The sequence below is a fragment of the Anabaena sp. WA102 genome, assembly GCF_001277295.1.
Classification (GTDB): Bacteria; Cyanobacteriota; Cyanobacteriia; order Cyanobacteriales; family Nostocaceae; genus Dolichospermum; species Dolichospermum heterosporum.
This window is the reverse complement of the sequence record NZ_CP011456.1, coordinates 2295004-2311162: the sequence shown is the minus strand read 5'-3', so window position 1 is coordinate 2311162 and position 16159 is coordinate 2295004. Positions and strand designations below refer to the sequence as shown.

The window sequence follows — 16159 nt, the reverse complement described above, 5'->3', positions numbered from 1 at the left end:
GTTAGTTCCTGTTCTAGAACCAAGTAGTTAAATAACCGAAAGTAACCATATCTTGTGCATAACAATACAATTACAACAAATAATCCTCCTGTATCCTGGCGCTATGATCCCACGCTCTACGGAAACCGAGATCTAAGGATTGATTTTCTCCGGGGCATTGCCATTGTTTCCATGGTATTCAATCATTTAGAAAGTTCTTCTTATTTCAGTGCTATCAACAGGGGACATATTTACGCTAGTGCAGCCGAAGGCTTCGTATTTCTCTCTGGACTAGTATTAGGAATGGTGACATTAGGACGTATCAATAAAGTTGGCTTTTCCGAAGCCATGAAAAAACTGTTAGAGCGTTCTGGAAAACTTTATCTCACCAGTTTCATTTTAATGTCTGTCCTGGGTTTATTAAGTATAATTGCCCCCGGTTGGACCCGTCCGGCTTTTGATTTTGCGCCTGGGACTTGGTGGCAAATATTACTAGCGGCAGCTACATTCCATTTAGCACCACCTGTCATTGACATTTTGCAACTGTATGTATTGCTGTTGCTGTTTTCCCCCGCCATTTTCTGGATGTTAAGGAAAGGCTTTTGGTTGCCTGTTTTGGCTATTTCCTGGACATTTTGGAGTATCCAACAATTACATCCTTATGCCTTGAGTTTCCATCCTTTAGACAGAGAACATCCTTACTTTGCCTTAGCTGGTTGGCAAATTTTATATGTGCATGGCGTATTAGCAGGTTATTATCGTCAAAAACTACAAGAATTATGGGGAAAAATCCCGAAAATTCCCCTAATTATAGGCTTGGTATTAATCGTCATTGGCTCAATTACAACCGCACATTATGATATTCAGCTTGGTGTTTGGCCAGCCAAATTCTCAGATAGAGTTGCTTGGTTAGCATGGACAGACCGCAGTCGGGTGGGTTTTTTGCGTTTAATTAATCACATCGGTTTTTTCCCTTTGCTGTATATCATTGTGGATACATTTTGGCAACCGTTAAATAAAATTCTGGGGAAACTGTTGATTAGTTTGGGTCAAAACTCCTTGTACGTCTATATTGTTCACGTTCCAGTCACAGTAATTTGGTTTTTAATTCCGGCTTTAGTTGATGGTAATCCCATAGTCACTACTATCGCTCAGGCTGTAGCTGTGGGCTGCTTCTGGTGGCTGGTGAAAAAAGAAGTGTTGTTTAATATTATCCCCCGCTAACCATGACACAAGATACAACTATCAATCCTACTCCAATCCAACCTAGTTTATTAAAACAAACTATTGTCGCTGCGGCGATCGCTTTAGTTGGTTTTGGATTGCATAAAGGAATACAATGGCGTGAGACTAACATTCTCCCAATTCCAGTGACTTCCGTTAGTCAAAATCGGCTGAATGCAGAAGATATACAATTAGCCCGTACAGCTTGGCGCTATTTCCAGAAAAATCGTTTATCCACGGGTTTAGTTTCTTCCGCTGCGGACTTTCCCAGTACAACCATGTGGGACGTGGGTAGTCAGTTAGCTGGTATGGTAGCAGCACGGGAATTAGGCTTGCTCAAGCCGGCAGAATTTGATCAATGGATAGAGGAAATATTGGCCACCCTAGCCAAAATACCTTTGTACCGGAATGAGTTACCAAACAAAGCCTATAACGCGAAAACTTTAATCCCGGTTAACTACGGCAAGTTGGCAGAACCTGAAGAAATTGGGTTTTCGGCCATTGATTTAGCGCGACTGGTGCAATGGCTAGATATAATCGAAACTCGATACCCCAAACACGCTGCGGCCAGTAAAGCCGTCACGGCTCGTTGGCAGTTAAAGCGGTTACTGAAGAATGGACAGCTAATGGGGACAGGGATTAAAAATGGTAAGGAAACCTGGAACCAAGAAGGACGGCTAGGTTATGAACAATATGCAGCCTATAGATTACAAAAAATTGGGATTGTAGCCCCCAAAGCACTCGATACCAAAGCCGAAACTCAGTTTGTCAATGTTATGGGTGTGGAAGTACCAGCGGATAAACGCACCACCTATCATAATTATGTCACTAGTGAACCCTATATTTTGGATGGGTTGGAAAGTGGTTTTCAGGCTTTACCTGCGGAATATGCAGCCAAGTTACTCCAAGCTCAACAACGTCGCTATCAAGCTACCAATCAACTCACAGCCTGGTCTGAGGATAATTTAGATCGGGAGCCTTGGTTTGTCTACAATTGTATTTTTGTCAATGGTCAACCCTGGAAAAGTATAGACTCATCTGGTAAAGATGCTTTTGTTTATCGGGGTAGTAGTGTTAAAGCCGCAATAGGCTGGAATATGCTGTTTCAAACTCGCTATACAGAAAGACTTCATAAGGGTATGCGCTGGCTGGCTGATCCAAGTCGTGGCGTTTTTGCAGGTTTTTATGAAGAAACTCAAGAACCAAATCGAGCCTTAACCGTGAATACCAACGGCATAGTGTTAGAAGCAATACTATATCGTCGTGTGGGCAAACCGTTGACAGTTTGGGCTAAAGAACCCTAATCATCTCCTATCTATCCTGGATAGGGCTTACGCACGAGTCACGGAATATACAAACAACTCCAGGCACAGAGAAAGGGACTTAGTGCGAACGACCGTTCGCCCCTACTGAGAGATATTTTGCGTAAGTCCTGACTTAAAAAACTAGACAAGAAAAAACCCTCGATTATATTACCAATTACCAATTACCAATTACCAATTCCATGATGAATTCTGATTTTGAGCCACCATCAAAAAAACTATCTTTTCTCGCTACCTTTGGCGGAGTTATAACCGCTGTCATTGCAATTACAGGTTTCAATTCTTTGTCAAAGAATTTAACTATAAATACTGATAATATTAGCAAGCTGAATACTAAATTAACAATTGTCGCAGGTAAACCCATTGCCGCTACCGAATTGACAACCGCCAAAAGACCCTATATTGCGCCCGGAAGTGGGACATTAACTACAGAGGAAACTGCAATGGCGCGTCAAGCTTGGTTATACTTCCAACGTAATTGGAACGATAGAACTGGCTTGGTTAACTCTGTAAATAATTTTGCCTCTGTTACTATGTGGGACCAAGCCGCTGCTATGGCTGCTTTGGTCAGTGCTAAAGAACTTAATATCATTACCGTAGAAGAGTTTGAGAGCAAAATGAGTCAGATGTTAAAAACTCTAGCGTCTATGCCTTTGTATAAAGGAGAATTACCGAATAAAGTCTATAATTCAAAAACATTGATACCTGTAAATTATGGTCAATTAGATAAACGAGAAGAAATTGGTTGGTCTGCTTTGGATTTAGGACGTTTAGCTATATGGCTGAATATTGTTGGTACAAAATATCCCAAAATGCGATCGCAAACAGAAGCCGTTTGGAAACATTGGCAAATCAAGCGCTTGGTCAAAAACGGGCAAATGTACGGTACTTCTGTTATTGCTGGTGAAGAACAGTATAACCAAGAAGGGCGTTTAGGTTATGAAAATTACGCAGCTTATGGGTTAAAACTCTGGGGTTTAAATGTTAAAAAAGCTTTAGATTACACATCTAATACAGACTTTGTAGACCTCTATGGACAGGGTGTTCCTTATGATAGACGGGATTATCAGAATTCAGGTGCAAATAATTATGTTCTCAGCGAGCCTTATATTTTAGATGGCATTGAAACCGGATTTCAAGCTTTACCTAAAGCATTCTCAGACCGAATTTTAGCTGCACAAGAAGCTCGTTATCAAAGAACTAAATTTTTAACTGCTGTCACGGAAGATAATTTAGATCGCGCTCCTTACTTTGTTTATAGTAGTTTATTTGTGAATGGACAACCTTGGGCAACCATCACAGGAACAGGAAAAAAATATGATGATCTACGTTTTCTCAGTGCTAAAGCCGCAGTAGGTTGGCACGTCTTGTATAATACTGATTACACAGGCAAATTATTTAATTTTGTGCAAACTCAACTCAAATCTGATCAAGGTTGGTACAACGGGTTTTATGAGTCTTTAAATCAGCCAAATAAAGCTCTTACTGCCAATAATAATGGTGTAATTTTAGAAAGTTTGCTGTATAAAAAAGTTGGTAAACCTCTCACTGTTTGGGCTGGAATAAAAGAGTAAAGGAAAAGGTTATTTTGATGCTGTGAAATTCGATAATTTATGATTTCAATTTCCCTGCTTTTACAAAAAAAGGGAACAGGGAACAGGGAACAGATAAGAAACACTCATTTGCACCAGTTTAAAGCTCAGTCAAAAAAAAGATGTTTTTAAAAGATGCGTAGCACGAAAAAAACAGTGTCATTATTTCAATCTCATGTTTTTAAACATGAGTTTTACTGTTTACTCTACTTTTGAAATATTGAATGATCAGTCAAAAAACAGGTCAAAATTTTATCTGTAATTGGCCTGTTAATATCTGATTATTGTACAGACTTTCCCCAGTCATGAGATTGTGAGACTTACCTAAACTATAACCTAAGTCTAAGCCTATATTTGGTGATATTTTGACTGTACAGCGAGTTTGATAGCCAGTACCTCCACTTTTATCACCGTTAACTCTTTGTCTTCCCAAGGTGGTATTTAAGCGACAATTTAAAAAAGGAAAAATGTTTTTTCCCCATCCGATTTCACCGTTATAAACTAGAGAAGATACTGGAGAAAAATAGCCACTACTCTCTTGATTATCGCTTGCATACTTCCAAGCGAAAACATTACCAGCAAACCAAAATTCACCCCACTTATGTTCCAAGCGATTAAAAATCTGTTGTTCAAAATTACCATCATTATATAAACCCACACGATAAGAGCCAAAAAAGCTAGTATTAGGGTCAATTTGCCAAAAAGTATTGAAACCAGAGCGTGTAGCTGTAATTTGATTTTCCAGTGTTTTCACACTAGTTTTATAAGGACCTTGTTCTACGACTGCTGATAAAAATAAACCTGACTTGAGGCTATAATCTGGATTGAGTTTAACAGCAATTGGTCTATCTATCTGAGCATTGAAATTGAGAGCCATTGGTAAGCGATTAAATAGATCAATTCCTGCTCCTAATTTTATAGTATATTTACCTGTTTTGCCTTCCCATCCCAACTGAAGGGGAATATTAGTAAGAGATGCAAATTTCGGTTGACTCAACTTATTAAAGGCAGTTTTTAATTTAATTTTCTCTCCATTGAATAACCGAAATTGAAACACTGGTTCAATAGTTTGGCTTTCCTGCTGGGAACTATTCATGTCCCTACGAAACCCTGTTTGGATACTTTCCAAAATAAATGCTGGCCGCACAGGTGTAGTAGAAGTTGGTTGTGAAGTTGGTTGTACTGTAGAAGTTGGTTGTGAAGTTGGTTGTGCTGTAGAAGTTGGTTGTGAAGTTGGTTGTACTGTAGAAGTTGGTTGTACTGTAGAAGTTGGTTGTGCTTGCAGAGGAGATACTCGTTGGGAAGTTAACCTTAGCTGAGGATTGAAGTTTTCAGGTGCAGCAATTAATATTGGTATTGAATGCAAGTTCTGAGGAAGAAAGCCGCTGTCAAAAACTGTGTTTAAGTTTTCTGAAATACCAAAATTTGTAATTTGTGCGGTTAATTCTGGAAATGAGTTCGAGTTTTCATCTAGTGGGAAAAAAACAGAGGAATCTGTTTCTCTAATATCTCCGTTATTTTGGCGTGAATTTGGTAAATTATCAACCACAGGGACGGGTTTTATTAAAAGTGAGACTGAATCCCAATTTTCATCTAGTTCGATAGGAGCAGCAGATACAGACTTAATACCGAAACTAGTGATGATACTTATTGGAAAAAATAAATATAGTATTCGTTGTAGCAAGTTCAGTGAGAGTAACATCTTACAAAATAGTTACGTATGGAAATAGAATGAATATTTTCACATTAGTACCTTTACCAATTTACCAGGGTGAGTTAATGTATCCAAGACTTACAGAAGATATGGCTGATAGCTTGTGTGTCCTAACCATAAACCTTATTTTTAGGCAGCAGTAATTAATATAGCAATATCTCGGAAGAGATTACCGCTATTTTCCTGCTGTTTTGCGTAAATCCTATATAATATATTTTATATCAGTATTTATGAATCTGGACTGGTAAGTTAGGTTCATCTGGTGGACTCATGATCATTTATCTCTTCTTTGATAGCGACATCAAGTATCTAACCATGCAAAAGTTAATTCATACCATCTTTAACAGTAATCCAGTAATGTTCAGTGCCATTACTCACAAATTGTGTTTTTTGAGTAGAAGTATTCGGTAGACCCCGACCAGAATTACCATCAGCTACTGCTCGCCACCAGGGTGATTTCATATCCGTATTAGGACGGAGGAGGGGTTGTTGCTTTGTTGCTGTATACAGTAAAGATTGTAGAATCATACTGTTAGTGCTACTAGTAGAACCAAGAGCAGTTTTACCTGTTTTTTCATAAAAACCTTCATAAAAGCCCAGCAAAGGGTTATATAAGTCCGTTGTTGCCTTGATTAATTCCTGAGTATAGCTATCCTTAGGCAGTAAGGCATAATAGGCAAATGCCACAGCCGAACTGACTAATCTTCCCTCTGGTAGTAGTTTACCATCATCATCTAAGGCTACCCAAGGCTGATTTTGACCAATAATTGAACTGTGGACAGTGTAAGGTTGACGCTCAATGAGAGTAGTAGCTGAGGCAGTAAGAGTCTCAGTATTACGGTAGCGTTGGGCTTGAGCTTGATAGACTGCCGTAAAGAGCGATCGCATTTTTGGATCTAAACCAAACTCTAGAGCATACAGCAGGAAAGGATTACTAACGGTATATTGATTAACCTTTGATTTTGTATCTTTACGAAGCCGTTCAATGGGGACTTCTACCCCCTCCACTGATGTTGTTTTATATTCACCACCCACAGCAGATTTATCAACATTAAATCCCCACAATTGAAAACCTCTAGCAGCATATTCTTCATAACCCAAACGGGTTTCAGGATTAATTCTGGGGACTAACCGCCCACTTTTATCTTTGGTGACATTGGCACTAGAAAGAATACCTTCCCGCACAACCCGCAAGTATGACCAATCGAGAGCAATTTGATCAACAACTTCCGTATATTCGGGGTGATCTGTTTTTAAATTATAAAGGGCTGCTAATAGTCTTCCCACATCTAAAGACGACCAGCCAGTACCTTCTGGAACTGGATTACCACCATAATCTACTGGTTGCAATGTTCGCGGATCATAACCCCGACTCGGTAATTCCCCTGCATACAGCGGTATCTGCGCTAAAGCACTCAACAACTGTCGAATGCGTTGATCAAATTCCTTGGGAGAAATTATATCCATTGCCCATGCTGCATTGAGCGCTGTTAGATAATCTCCTAATCCCCACAATGTTGAACCCTTAACATCAGAGCGATCGCTCACCAATCCTGTGCTAGGCTGAGAATTAGCGGAGAAATAGTTCCAGGCAGCTTGAGCGTAGCGTCTTTGTACAACTGTTAACGGTTTAGGTAATGGTTTAGCTGGCTGCGGGACACCCAAGGATGGAATAGGTTTAACTATCAGCGGAGGTGGGTTAGTCGCTGTATTAGTCTTAGCAGGTGTAACATTTATGGGAATAGGACTTTGGGCTGGAGTCGGGGAATTTGCAGAAGGTGATTTAGAATCTGAGGGTTTAGAATCTGAGGGTTTAGAATCTGAGGGTTTAGAATCTGAGGGTTTAGAATCTGAGGGTTTAGAATCTGAGGGTTTAGAATCTGAGGGTTTAGAATCTGAGGGTTTAGAATCTGAGGGTTTAGAATCTGAGGGTTTAGAATTTGAGGGTTTAGAATCTGAGGGTTTAGAATCTGAGGGTTTAGAATCTGAGGGTTTAGAATCTGAGGGTTTAGAATCTGAGGGTTTAGAATCTGAGGGTTTAGAATTTGAGGGTTTAGAATCTGAGGGTTTAGAATCACCAGACGGTATTTTTGCAAAACTCACCCCACTACCACCAATTAAGGGGCGATTTCCTCTAGCTTTATAATATAAAATCTCCATGATTAGGCCATTAGTATTACCTGTCAAGGATTTATTAGGTTTTTTTGTTTCTTCATACAGTCCAGCGTAGAAGCCACCACCTTTAGGATCACGTAAATCCTTAACAGCATCAAAAACCTTTTGAGCATAAGCATTACCTGGATAAAGATAGCGCCAGCCAAAGGCAGCTTTAGTGCTAATACTCCGCAACTCTGTATAGGGCTTATTTTTCTCCGTAATTGTTGCCCAAGCAACTCCATTAGAGTAAATAGTATTGTAGAGAAAATAAGGAGGTTGATCAATATTGTCTTCAGAAACAGCAGTTAGTTGTCCCGTAGATTCAAAGCGTCGCTTTTGTACTTCTAAAATGTCAGCAGCATATTTTTTTAAATAACCTTCTAAGCCAAATTCAATGCCATCAAGAATATAGGATTCACCAACTACATAATTATTAGCATTAGTGCTTTGAAAATCACGGGTATCAACAGGAATTTTCACCCCATTAATATCTACAAGTTTGAAAGGCTCTAAAGCCGCTGCTTTGGGTGCTTTAAATCCCCATAGTTCATAACCCCTAACAGCATATTCCTCATAACCAAGTCGCCCTTCTTGTACCAACAATGTTTTACCATTAGGTAAGACAAGCGCTCCGTAAAGTTGGTCATCTTTCAGTGATCTTGCTAACTGCCACTTACTGAGAACTCCCTTCAGCCAATTTTTATATTGAGGATGACAAGTACCAATAATATGAAAAGCAGCCAATATGCGACCAATATCCAAAGCTGACCAACCTAGCCCCTTTTCTACAGGTTTATTACCATAATCAGTCATTTTTCCATTAGCAGCATTGTATACCTTATTTGGTAAAGCGTTTTCAAATAAACTAAGGTTAGCAAAATTGGTAAGAAATTTATTAAAGCGCGAATCAAATTCCGACTGGTTAATCAAATTCATCCACCGCGCTGCATTCAAAGCCATTAGGTAATTACCAATGTCCCAGAGAGTACCAGAAGGATAACCACCAGTAGAATTAGTAAACCCTGTATTTGCTTGATAGTTATTGACAAAATACTGCCAAGCTGCACGAGCGTAAATCTGTTCCTCCGGTGTCAGAGGCGCTGAAATTTGACTACAGCCATTAGGAGTAGAATTTTGTGCTAAAGATACTGTAGGCACACAGAACAGAAATTGCAGAAATGCTCCACTTAGGAACAATGCAATCCATCTTAATATTTTGTAGTGACGGTGTTGCTGTATCATTTATAAATAAAATTTGAGAACCATTCAGGGAGGACTAGAGTGCTAGAGAAGACAGAATCACTTCGCTATAGTTAGAAATGACACCAAAAATCTGATACATTAAATAACAACTCTACTTTAACAAGCTACAGGAATCCTCAGTGATATCTAAAAAATATCAAGGACTATAGACTGGCTATGGACAACCATGGGAGTTCAAATCAAAAATCAAATACGTGACTCGTATAAAAACAAACAACCGCTAATTGACTAATTTAAATTTTATTTTTGGTAGCAAAATGAATTCAGCCTCCTCTAGTTATGATTCAGCGAATTTTTCCGGTAATAGCCGTTCAACACTGAAAAAAAGAACCCTACTTTTTCGGTACTTAGCGGAAATCAACTTAATTTTTGGTGCTTGGTATTTACAATGGCGGATAACCCATTCTATCAACTTTGATGCTCTATGGCTGTCTATTCCTTTATTGCTGGCGGAAATTTACAGCTATTTCGGAGGAGTTATGTTTGTCATCGGATTATGGCGGCCTATAGTCCGACAGGTTAAGTCTCTCAATCAGTTAAGCCCACCTCTCCCTACCTGTGATTGGGCAAATGTAGATGTGTTTATAACCTGCTATAATGAACCCTCAGAAATGGTGGAAGAAACTGCTAGAGCAGCTTTAGCAATAGATTATCCAACCACAAAGCTGCGTGTATATGTATTAGATGATGGTAATTCTGAACAAATGCGAGCTATGTCAGAAAGATTAGCTCTGGAGGATTTACAATCACCATTATTACAACAGGAAGCTAATCGAATTGACGCGGAATTATCTACTTTAAATCAACGAATTGAGCAACTAGAAAATCTAGCACCTGAAGTAAAAGCCGCTGAAGAATGGCTGCAAAAATCATCTTTAAATACCTTAAATACTTCAAATACTTTCGAGGATATTCCCTCTAGATTTGTCCACAGTTTACAACAGTTTATTCTCTGGTTAAATCCTCAAAATCAAAATAGTCATCATGCCAGTAAATCAACTATATATGAACATCTTAATCATGAACGTAGCGCATTAGAATTAGCAATTCGTCAAAAAGAATTAGAACTTGTGCAACTGGTTAGGTTGCGGTATATTGCTCGTCCTAAACAACCAGGAGTACCTCATCATGCTAAAGCAGGTAATCTCAATTACGCCATTTTTTCTGGAGAGACCGCAGGAGATTTTATTCTTACTTTAGATGCAGATCATGTTCCTAAACCAGCATTTTTAAAGCGAGTTTTGCCATATTTCTATACCTATAATTTGTATTCAGGAAAATATGAACCAAACCGCATTGCATTTGTGCAAACTCCCCAAGATTTTTATAATATTCCTCCTGGAGACCCCTTTGGACATCGAGCCAATTTATTTTATGGACCCATTCAACAGGGTAAAGATGGCATGAATTCAGCTTTCTACACAGGTACAAATGCAGTCCTAAGAAGAGAAGCATTAGTTAGTGTGGGTTTACAATATTTTGCAGATGAATTTGTCAAAGATGGCAAAAAATTAGATGAATTTGAATTAATTGGTGGTGTTTCTAGTAATAGTATTACCGAAGATATGAATACAGCCATGCGGTTGCATAGTTCTGGTTGGAAATCAATTTATCATCATGAATTATTAGCAGAAGGACTTGCTCCTGATGATTTAAGTTCTACCCTCAAACAGCGAATGCGCTGGTCTCAAGGCACAATTCAAGTGTTAATGAGAGAAAATCCTCTCACCAAACCAGGACTGACATTTTGGCAACGATTACACTATTTTAAGACAACATATAGTTATTTTTCTGGGTTTGCAACTTTGATTTTCATTGCTTGTCCCATTATCTATTTTTTTACGGGAACTATCCCCGTGGAAACTTATGGCTTTGATTTTACTATCCATTTTCTTCCAGCTTTTATAATTAATAGGTTGACTTTTTTAGCCGCTGGTTGGGGAATTAATGCTGCGGAATTATGGCGTTCAGAACAATATTCTATCTCTTTATTTCCCCTATTCATTCAATCTGCATGGAGTGTATTAACCGGACAACCTATTAAATTTCAGGTTACACCTAAGCAGCGACAATCAGGAATTTATCTCCAGCTAATCTGGCCACAACTAACTGTGTTTATTTTGATGATTTTAGGTATAATATGGAGTATATATCGTTTCGCTATTGGTCAGTTAGAAACTCCTTGGGTTTATTTGATCAACACATTATGGGGTATATATATTTTATCTCTACTTTGGGCAATTATCAGCGCTGCTGTTTGGCAACCACAGGACTTACACAAAACAGAAGTAAAGTAGAGGTAATTCATTAATTATCTCTAAAAGGGTGTTTCAAACGAATTGCATAGAACCACAAAACTTAACCCCCTAACCCTGTGGGGAGAGGTTTGGAAACTGGTTATATTGAGCTTTTCTTGTTTACATCTCTTCTTGACTTTTTTTGAACTCGTATAATCTCAAAAATGAAAGTTCTTATTGCTTATAAATCTATTTTTTAAAGTTCTACAAAATGCCTTAAATAGTAGTAGAATTTTAAATAGATATGACGATTTTCAATAGCAAATTTACAAACTAACACAGAAAGGAAGATAATTTATGACTTCTAAAATTCACGTCTTTGAACCATCAGGAATTTTAAACGCCACCGCCGGTAACGAATTACGTCGTCAAATTACTGATATCCTTAATAATGGATTTAATATGCTATTGATTGATATGTCAAAGGTGAGTTTTATTGATAGTTCTGGTTTAGGTGCTTTAGTAGGAGCAATGCAAAGTGTGAGAAATGCTAAAGGAGAACTATTTGTATGTTCCATTAATGAGCAAGTCAAAATGTTATTTGAATTAACGAAAATTGATCGAGTTTTGAACATATTAAGTAATAGAAAAGAGTTTGACAGCAAAGTATTAGAACTAGCAAATCGCCAAAAACTTTTCAAACAACCTTGATAAAAGTTTACATCTTAGGGATTTTGATATCCACTAAAATTAACTTGTAGTAAAGACAAATCATCATCAAAATTTTCGTTCCCGCTGATATTTATAATCTCAGGTAAGAGTTGATTAATATGATTGTTATTTGTCTGATTATGGGTGAGCAATAAATTAACGAAGGAGTCGAAACCCCAAATTTGTCCCTCTGGTTGCAGCAATTCGTAAGCACCATCACTAAAAATATATAAAGTGCTGTTTTCTGCAACTTCCAAAATAGCAGTTTCAAAACTGATATCTTGTAAAAAGCCAATGGGTAAATCTAGAGATTTTAGTTTTATAACCTCAATACTGGAGGGATCATTTCCAAATATTAATACAGCCGGTGGATGTCCAGCATTGCCATAAACTAGCTGATGATTAACACGATTAAAAACACAGTACAAAATGGTAAAGTATTTATCGCCATGTTTACTCATTTGAAAAGTCTCATTGAGTGCCTTGAGAACTTCTGCTGGTTGACAAAAATTAGTATTTGGTAGAGACTGCGATCGCAAGATATTCAATACAGATACAGATAACAAAGCCGAGCCTACACCATGACCAGAGACATCTAATAGATAAATTGCCAAATGCTCATCGTCAATCCAATAGTAATCAAAACAATCCCCTCCCAACTGTGCTGAAGGTACAAATAAAGATTCTATGGTCACTGATCCTATAATCGGTAATGGTAAAAGCGATCGCACATAATCAGCAGCTTCAGCTAGTTCGGTTTCTAAAACCTGCTTTTGATGCTGCAAATCTCGATTTAACTGCTCTAAAATTTGCTTTTGATGCTGCAAATCTCGACTTAATTGATGTAGCCTTAATCCTGCTCTTACCCGTGCTTTTAATTCATTCATCTCAATGGGTTTAGAAATAAATTCATCTGCTCCTGCATCCAATCCTCTAACACGATCATCTTCCTCTCCTAAAGAAGCTCCTTTTGCAGTCAGAAGAATAAAAAAAGTTGTAGCTAATTCCGGATCTGACTTAATCAGACGACACACTTGTAAACCATCTATCCCAGACATTACCCAATCACAGATAATGAGAGCGGGACATAATTTTTTTGCTTCTATTATTCCTTCTTCGCCATTAGCCGCTATGGTAACATCATAGCCCTGGGTTTTCAGAGTTTTTTTCAAAACCATTCGTAAGATAGGATCATCATCAATGACGAGGATTTTAAACATTTTGACCATGAAACAGTTTGAATAATTACTTATTAATTACTCTACATTAAATCTTGTCTAAGGATTTACATTTTTCTTTTTCACATTCTATGGATTGACCAATGAATCATAAAATCTACCTAAAAACCAATACAGATATTAATGCTACAAGTGAAGTTTTATCCTGGCTGGAGCAAATCAACCAGCCCCCATTTAATAATCAAAAAATTTGGTGGGAATTACAAACACTTCTAGTCGAAGGATTTATTAATGTTGTAGAACACGCCCACAAAAAATTACCCAGAGAAACTCCGATTGAATTAGAAGTTATTAGACTCGAAGAAGATATAGAAATTCGGATATGGTCTTTGGGAGAACCTTTTGAGTTAGAAAAGCAATTGCAAATAACTTCAGCATTAGAGGATAATGATCAAGAAAGAGGACGGGGATTGCAAATAATGTCCTCCATTGCTGACAAACTGTCTTATAAACTAACAGATGACAATCGTTATTGTTTATTTATCAGTAAACATTATTGTTAGAATATGAAATTTATTTTGCAATTAGGATACAGTTTAGCAGAATCAGCACAAGGTTATGGTTACATGACAGAAGCCTTGTCTATTTCCACTAAGTATGTTTTTCAAGAATTAAATCTGCACCGCATTATGGCTAATTATATGCCCCATAATCGCCGCAGTGGTAATGTTCTTAAAAGGGCTGGTTTTGTAGTTGAAGGATATGCTAGAGATTATTTAATGATTAATGGTAAATGGGAAGATCATATTTTTACAAGTTTGACAAATTCCCAGTGGCGATCAGATTTATAATATTATAATACCTCAGATCCCCGACTTCTTGGACAAGTCAGGGATCTGAAGATAATTATGGAGAAATAAATTATGTCAATATATAATAATCGCGTGGCTATTTTGGCGACAATGCACAATAAAGAAAAAGTAATTTCTCCTTTATTGAAAGAACATTTAGGAATTAATTTGATAGTTCCTCAAGGCTTAAATACTGATGTTTTTGGAACTTTTACTAGAGAAATTAAACGTCCAGATACACAAATTATTACTGCTAGGTTAAAAGCTAAAAAAGCCTTGGAAATGTATGATGAAAAAATAGCAATTGCTAGTGAAGGAAGTTTTGCACCTCATCCCCTAATTCCCTATATTTATGCTAACCGAGAAATAATTATTTTTTTGGATCAAGAAAATGATTTAGAAATTATTGGTGAATTATTTTCTATAGAAACTAATTTTAATCATCAAACTATATCTAGTTTAGAAGAAGCTGAAGAATTTGGTAAAAAAGTAGGTTTTCCTGAACATGGGTTAATAATTTCATTTGATAATATATCTACAGGAACAACAGAATTTATTAAAGGTATTACCAGCCAAGAAAACCTAATCAATTCCGTAGAAATTGCCATAAAAAACACAAATGGTAAATTTCATATAGAAACAGATATGAGAGCAATGTATAATCCTACCAGGATGAAAAATATTGCCTTTGCTACTCAAGACTTAATTAATAAAATTAATAGTTTATGTCCCCAATGTCATACTCCTGGTTTTATGATTAATCAAAAAATCCCTGGACTACCTTGTGAACTTTGTCATCAGCCAACTTCATTAATTAAAGCAGTAATTTTTCAATGTCAAAAATGCGGTTTTACCCAACAACTATTATTTCCTAACAATCAAGAATTTGCTGATCCTAGTTTATGTGAATATTGTAATCCTTAGATCCCCGACTTCTTGAAGAAGTCGGGGATCTATTTTTTTATTTATCATTCTCAAGAAAATAAATAATTTTCATAAGCTACTTTAAAAAATCCATCACTTCTTGTAGAACATCAGCTATATGTGGTTTTTCGCAAGCAATTACATTGTCAAAAAAATGTTTATGGTGGGGGAAACTAGGCAAGTTGGGAAAGTGTGGTGTACTGTCATAACGAAAAATCAGACTATTTTGCTCATCTTGAAAGTGATAGCGGTAATCAATATATTTAATCTGATTATCTACAACAACAAAGGCTTCACTGACTGCTAGTAAATATCTAATTGCAAAACGTATCCTAATGCGGAGATTAGCCCGCTCTGTCGTTAAAATGACTGCACTATATTCCTCAATGTATGCATTAGAGCAATTGAGTAAAAGTTGCTCAATTTCATCTAAATACGCTTGGATAAGTTTACGCGACATCTTGGAGTTTGCTGGTTATTTCTTGATGTAAAGCTAGATAATGCTGATAATTTCCTGCCCATTCGACAAACACTTCATCATCAGAAGTTTTTCCTTGCTTATATTTGGCAAAAAAATCTTCTGAACTCATTTGGTACTTGATTTCATAAACATTTAACTGTTTGGTAAGGGCAATCAACGCATCTAGTGGAGATGTATATTCGATAACTTGTTTACGCATTAATTTATCTGTTTAATTTGATTAACTTAATCATCTTGTAATTTTAATCTTAACGCCCATAGATTGTAGGTAGCGTTGATAGGCTTCTGACTTTTCCCGTTATCTTTCCAGTTGAGCGATCGCTTATTATAACCCATGTCCCAAAGTCCTATTTTTTCGCTGATTATTCTCATTAAAGATCATTTATTGAGAATAGGGCTTTATTCCAAAACCCTGATTATTTGGATGTTTCGAGACTTACAACAATTCCCGATCTAATGAAATACAATAGAGGGCGCAGACCCTGCGCCCCTACTTGTTTGGCGATAAAAAACTAGACCTCATAAC

13 protein-coding genes and 1 pseudogene are annotated in these 16159 nt (G+C 37.3%); 8 read left to right on the top strand and 6 right to left on the bottom strand.

Features of this window, described 5'->3' with window-relative positions:
- The first annotated feature begins 54 nt into the window (after positions 1–54).
- The 3 genes from opgC (at position 55) to AA650_RS09995 (ending at position 4099) form a co-directional block, all read left to right on the top strand.
- Positions 55–1203, top strand: a complete 1149-nt coding sequence (opgC, locus tag AA650_RS10005) for an OpgC domain-containing protein (protein WP_053538907.1) — start codon at positions 55–57, stop codon at positions 1201–1203.
- A gap of 2 nt (positions 1204–1205) precedes the next feature.
- Entirely contained in the window at positions 1206–2507 is a 1302-nt protein-coding gene (locus AA650_RS10000) for a DUF3131 domain-containing protein (RefSeq protein WP_053538906.1), read from the top strand.
- 203 nt (positions 2508–2710) lie between these two features.
- Complete coding sequence (locus AA650_RS09995; protein WP_081424197.1) at positions 2711–4099, top strand: DUF3131 domain-containing protein; 1389 nt, start codon at positions 2711–2713, stop codon at positions 4097–4099.
- A 262-nt stretch (positions 4100–4361) separates the two neighbouring features.
- On the opposite strand, the gene AA650_RS29220 is transcribed toward AA650_RS09995, so the two are convergent.
- A complete protein-coding gene (locus tag AA650_RS29220) occupies positions 4362–5819 on the bottom strand; it encodes a hypothetical protein (protein WP_053538905.1) in 1458 nt (485 codons plus the stop codon).
- Positions 5820–6155: 336 nt separating this feature from the next.
- Positions 6156–9230 carry a DUF3131 domain-containing protein gene (locus AA650_RS09985; RefSeq protein ID WP_053538904.1) on the bottom strand — a complete coding sequence of 1025 codons (3075 nt, stop codon included), beginning with the start codon at positions 9228–9230 and terminating at the stop codon, positions 6156–6158.
- 278 nt (positions 9231–9508) lie between these two features.
- Here AA650_RS09985 and AA650_RS09980 point away from each other — a divergent pair, with 278 nt between their 5' ends.
- A complete protein-coding gene (locus AA650_RS09980) occupies positions 9509–11548 on the top strand; it encodes a glycosyltransferase (RefSeq protein ID WP_053538903.1) in 2040 nt (679 codons plus the stop codon).
- A 297-nt stretch (positions 11549–11845) separates the two neighbouring features.
- Positions 11846–12199, top strand: a complete 354-nt coding sequence (locus AA650_RS09975; RefSeq protein ID WP_053538902.1) for an STAS domain-containing protein — start codon at positions 11846–11848, stop codon at positions 12197–12199.
- 14 nt (positions 12200–12213) lie between these two features.
- Here the strand turns inward: AA650_RS09975 and AA650_RS09970 are convergent, their stop codons facing one another.
- Entirely contained in the window at positions 12214–13419 is a 1206-nt protein-coding gene (locus AA650_RS09970; protein ID WP_053541242.1) for a SpoIIE family protein phosphatase, read from the bottom strand.
- Positions 13420–13520: 101 nt separating this feature from the next.
- Here AA650_RS09970 and AA650_RS27795 point away from each other — a divergent pair, with 101 nt between their 5' ends.
- The 3 genes and pseudogenes from AA650_RS27795 to AA650_RS09955 all read left to right on the top strand — a co-directional run bounded on the left by AA650_RS27795 (position 13521) and on the right by AA650_RS09955 (position 15152).
- On the top strand, positions 13521–13940 hold the full coding sequence (locus AA650_RS27795) for an ATP-binding protein (RefSeq protein WP_053538901.1): 420 nt from the start codon (positions 13521–13523) through the stop codon (positions 13938–13940).
- A 21-nt stretch (positions 13941–13961) separates the two neighbouring features.
- Positions 13962–14228 (top strand): annotated as a pseudogene (locus AA650_RS27790) (GNAT family N-acetyltransferase); the annotation flags it as partial.
- Positions 14229–14300: 72 nt separating this feature from the next.
- Entirely contained in the window at positions 14301–15152 is an 852-nt protein-coding gene (locus AA650_RS09955) for a DUF6671 family protein (protein ID WP_053538900.1), read from the top strand.
- A 76-nt stretch (positions 15153–15228) separates the two neighbouring features.
- Here the strand turns inward: AA650_RS09955 and tumE are convergent, their stop codons facing one another.
- From tumE to AA650_RS27785, 3 genes are read right to left on the bottom strand one after another with little or no spacing between them, the layout of a single operon-like run.
- Positions 15229–15612, bottom strand: coding sequence for a toxin TumE (tumE, locus tag AA650_RS09950; RefSeq protein ID WP_053538899.1), 384 nt, complete (start codon positions 15610–15612; stop codon positions 15229–15231).
- Positions 15602–15832, bottom strand: coding sequence for an antitoxin TumA (tumA, locus tag AA650_RS09945; protein WP_053538898.1), 231 nt, complete (start codon positions 15830–15832; stop codon positions 15602–15604). Before tumA ends, tumE begins: the two co-directional genes overlap by 11 nt.
- 26 nt (positions 15833–15858) lie before the next feature.
- On the bottom strand, positions 15859–16005 hold the full coding sequence (locus tag AA650_RS27785) for a hypothetical protein (protein ID WP_199924418.1): 147 nt from the start codon (positions 16003–16005) through the stop codon (positions 15859–15861).
- Positions 16006–16159: the final 154 nt, after the last annotated feature.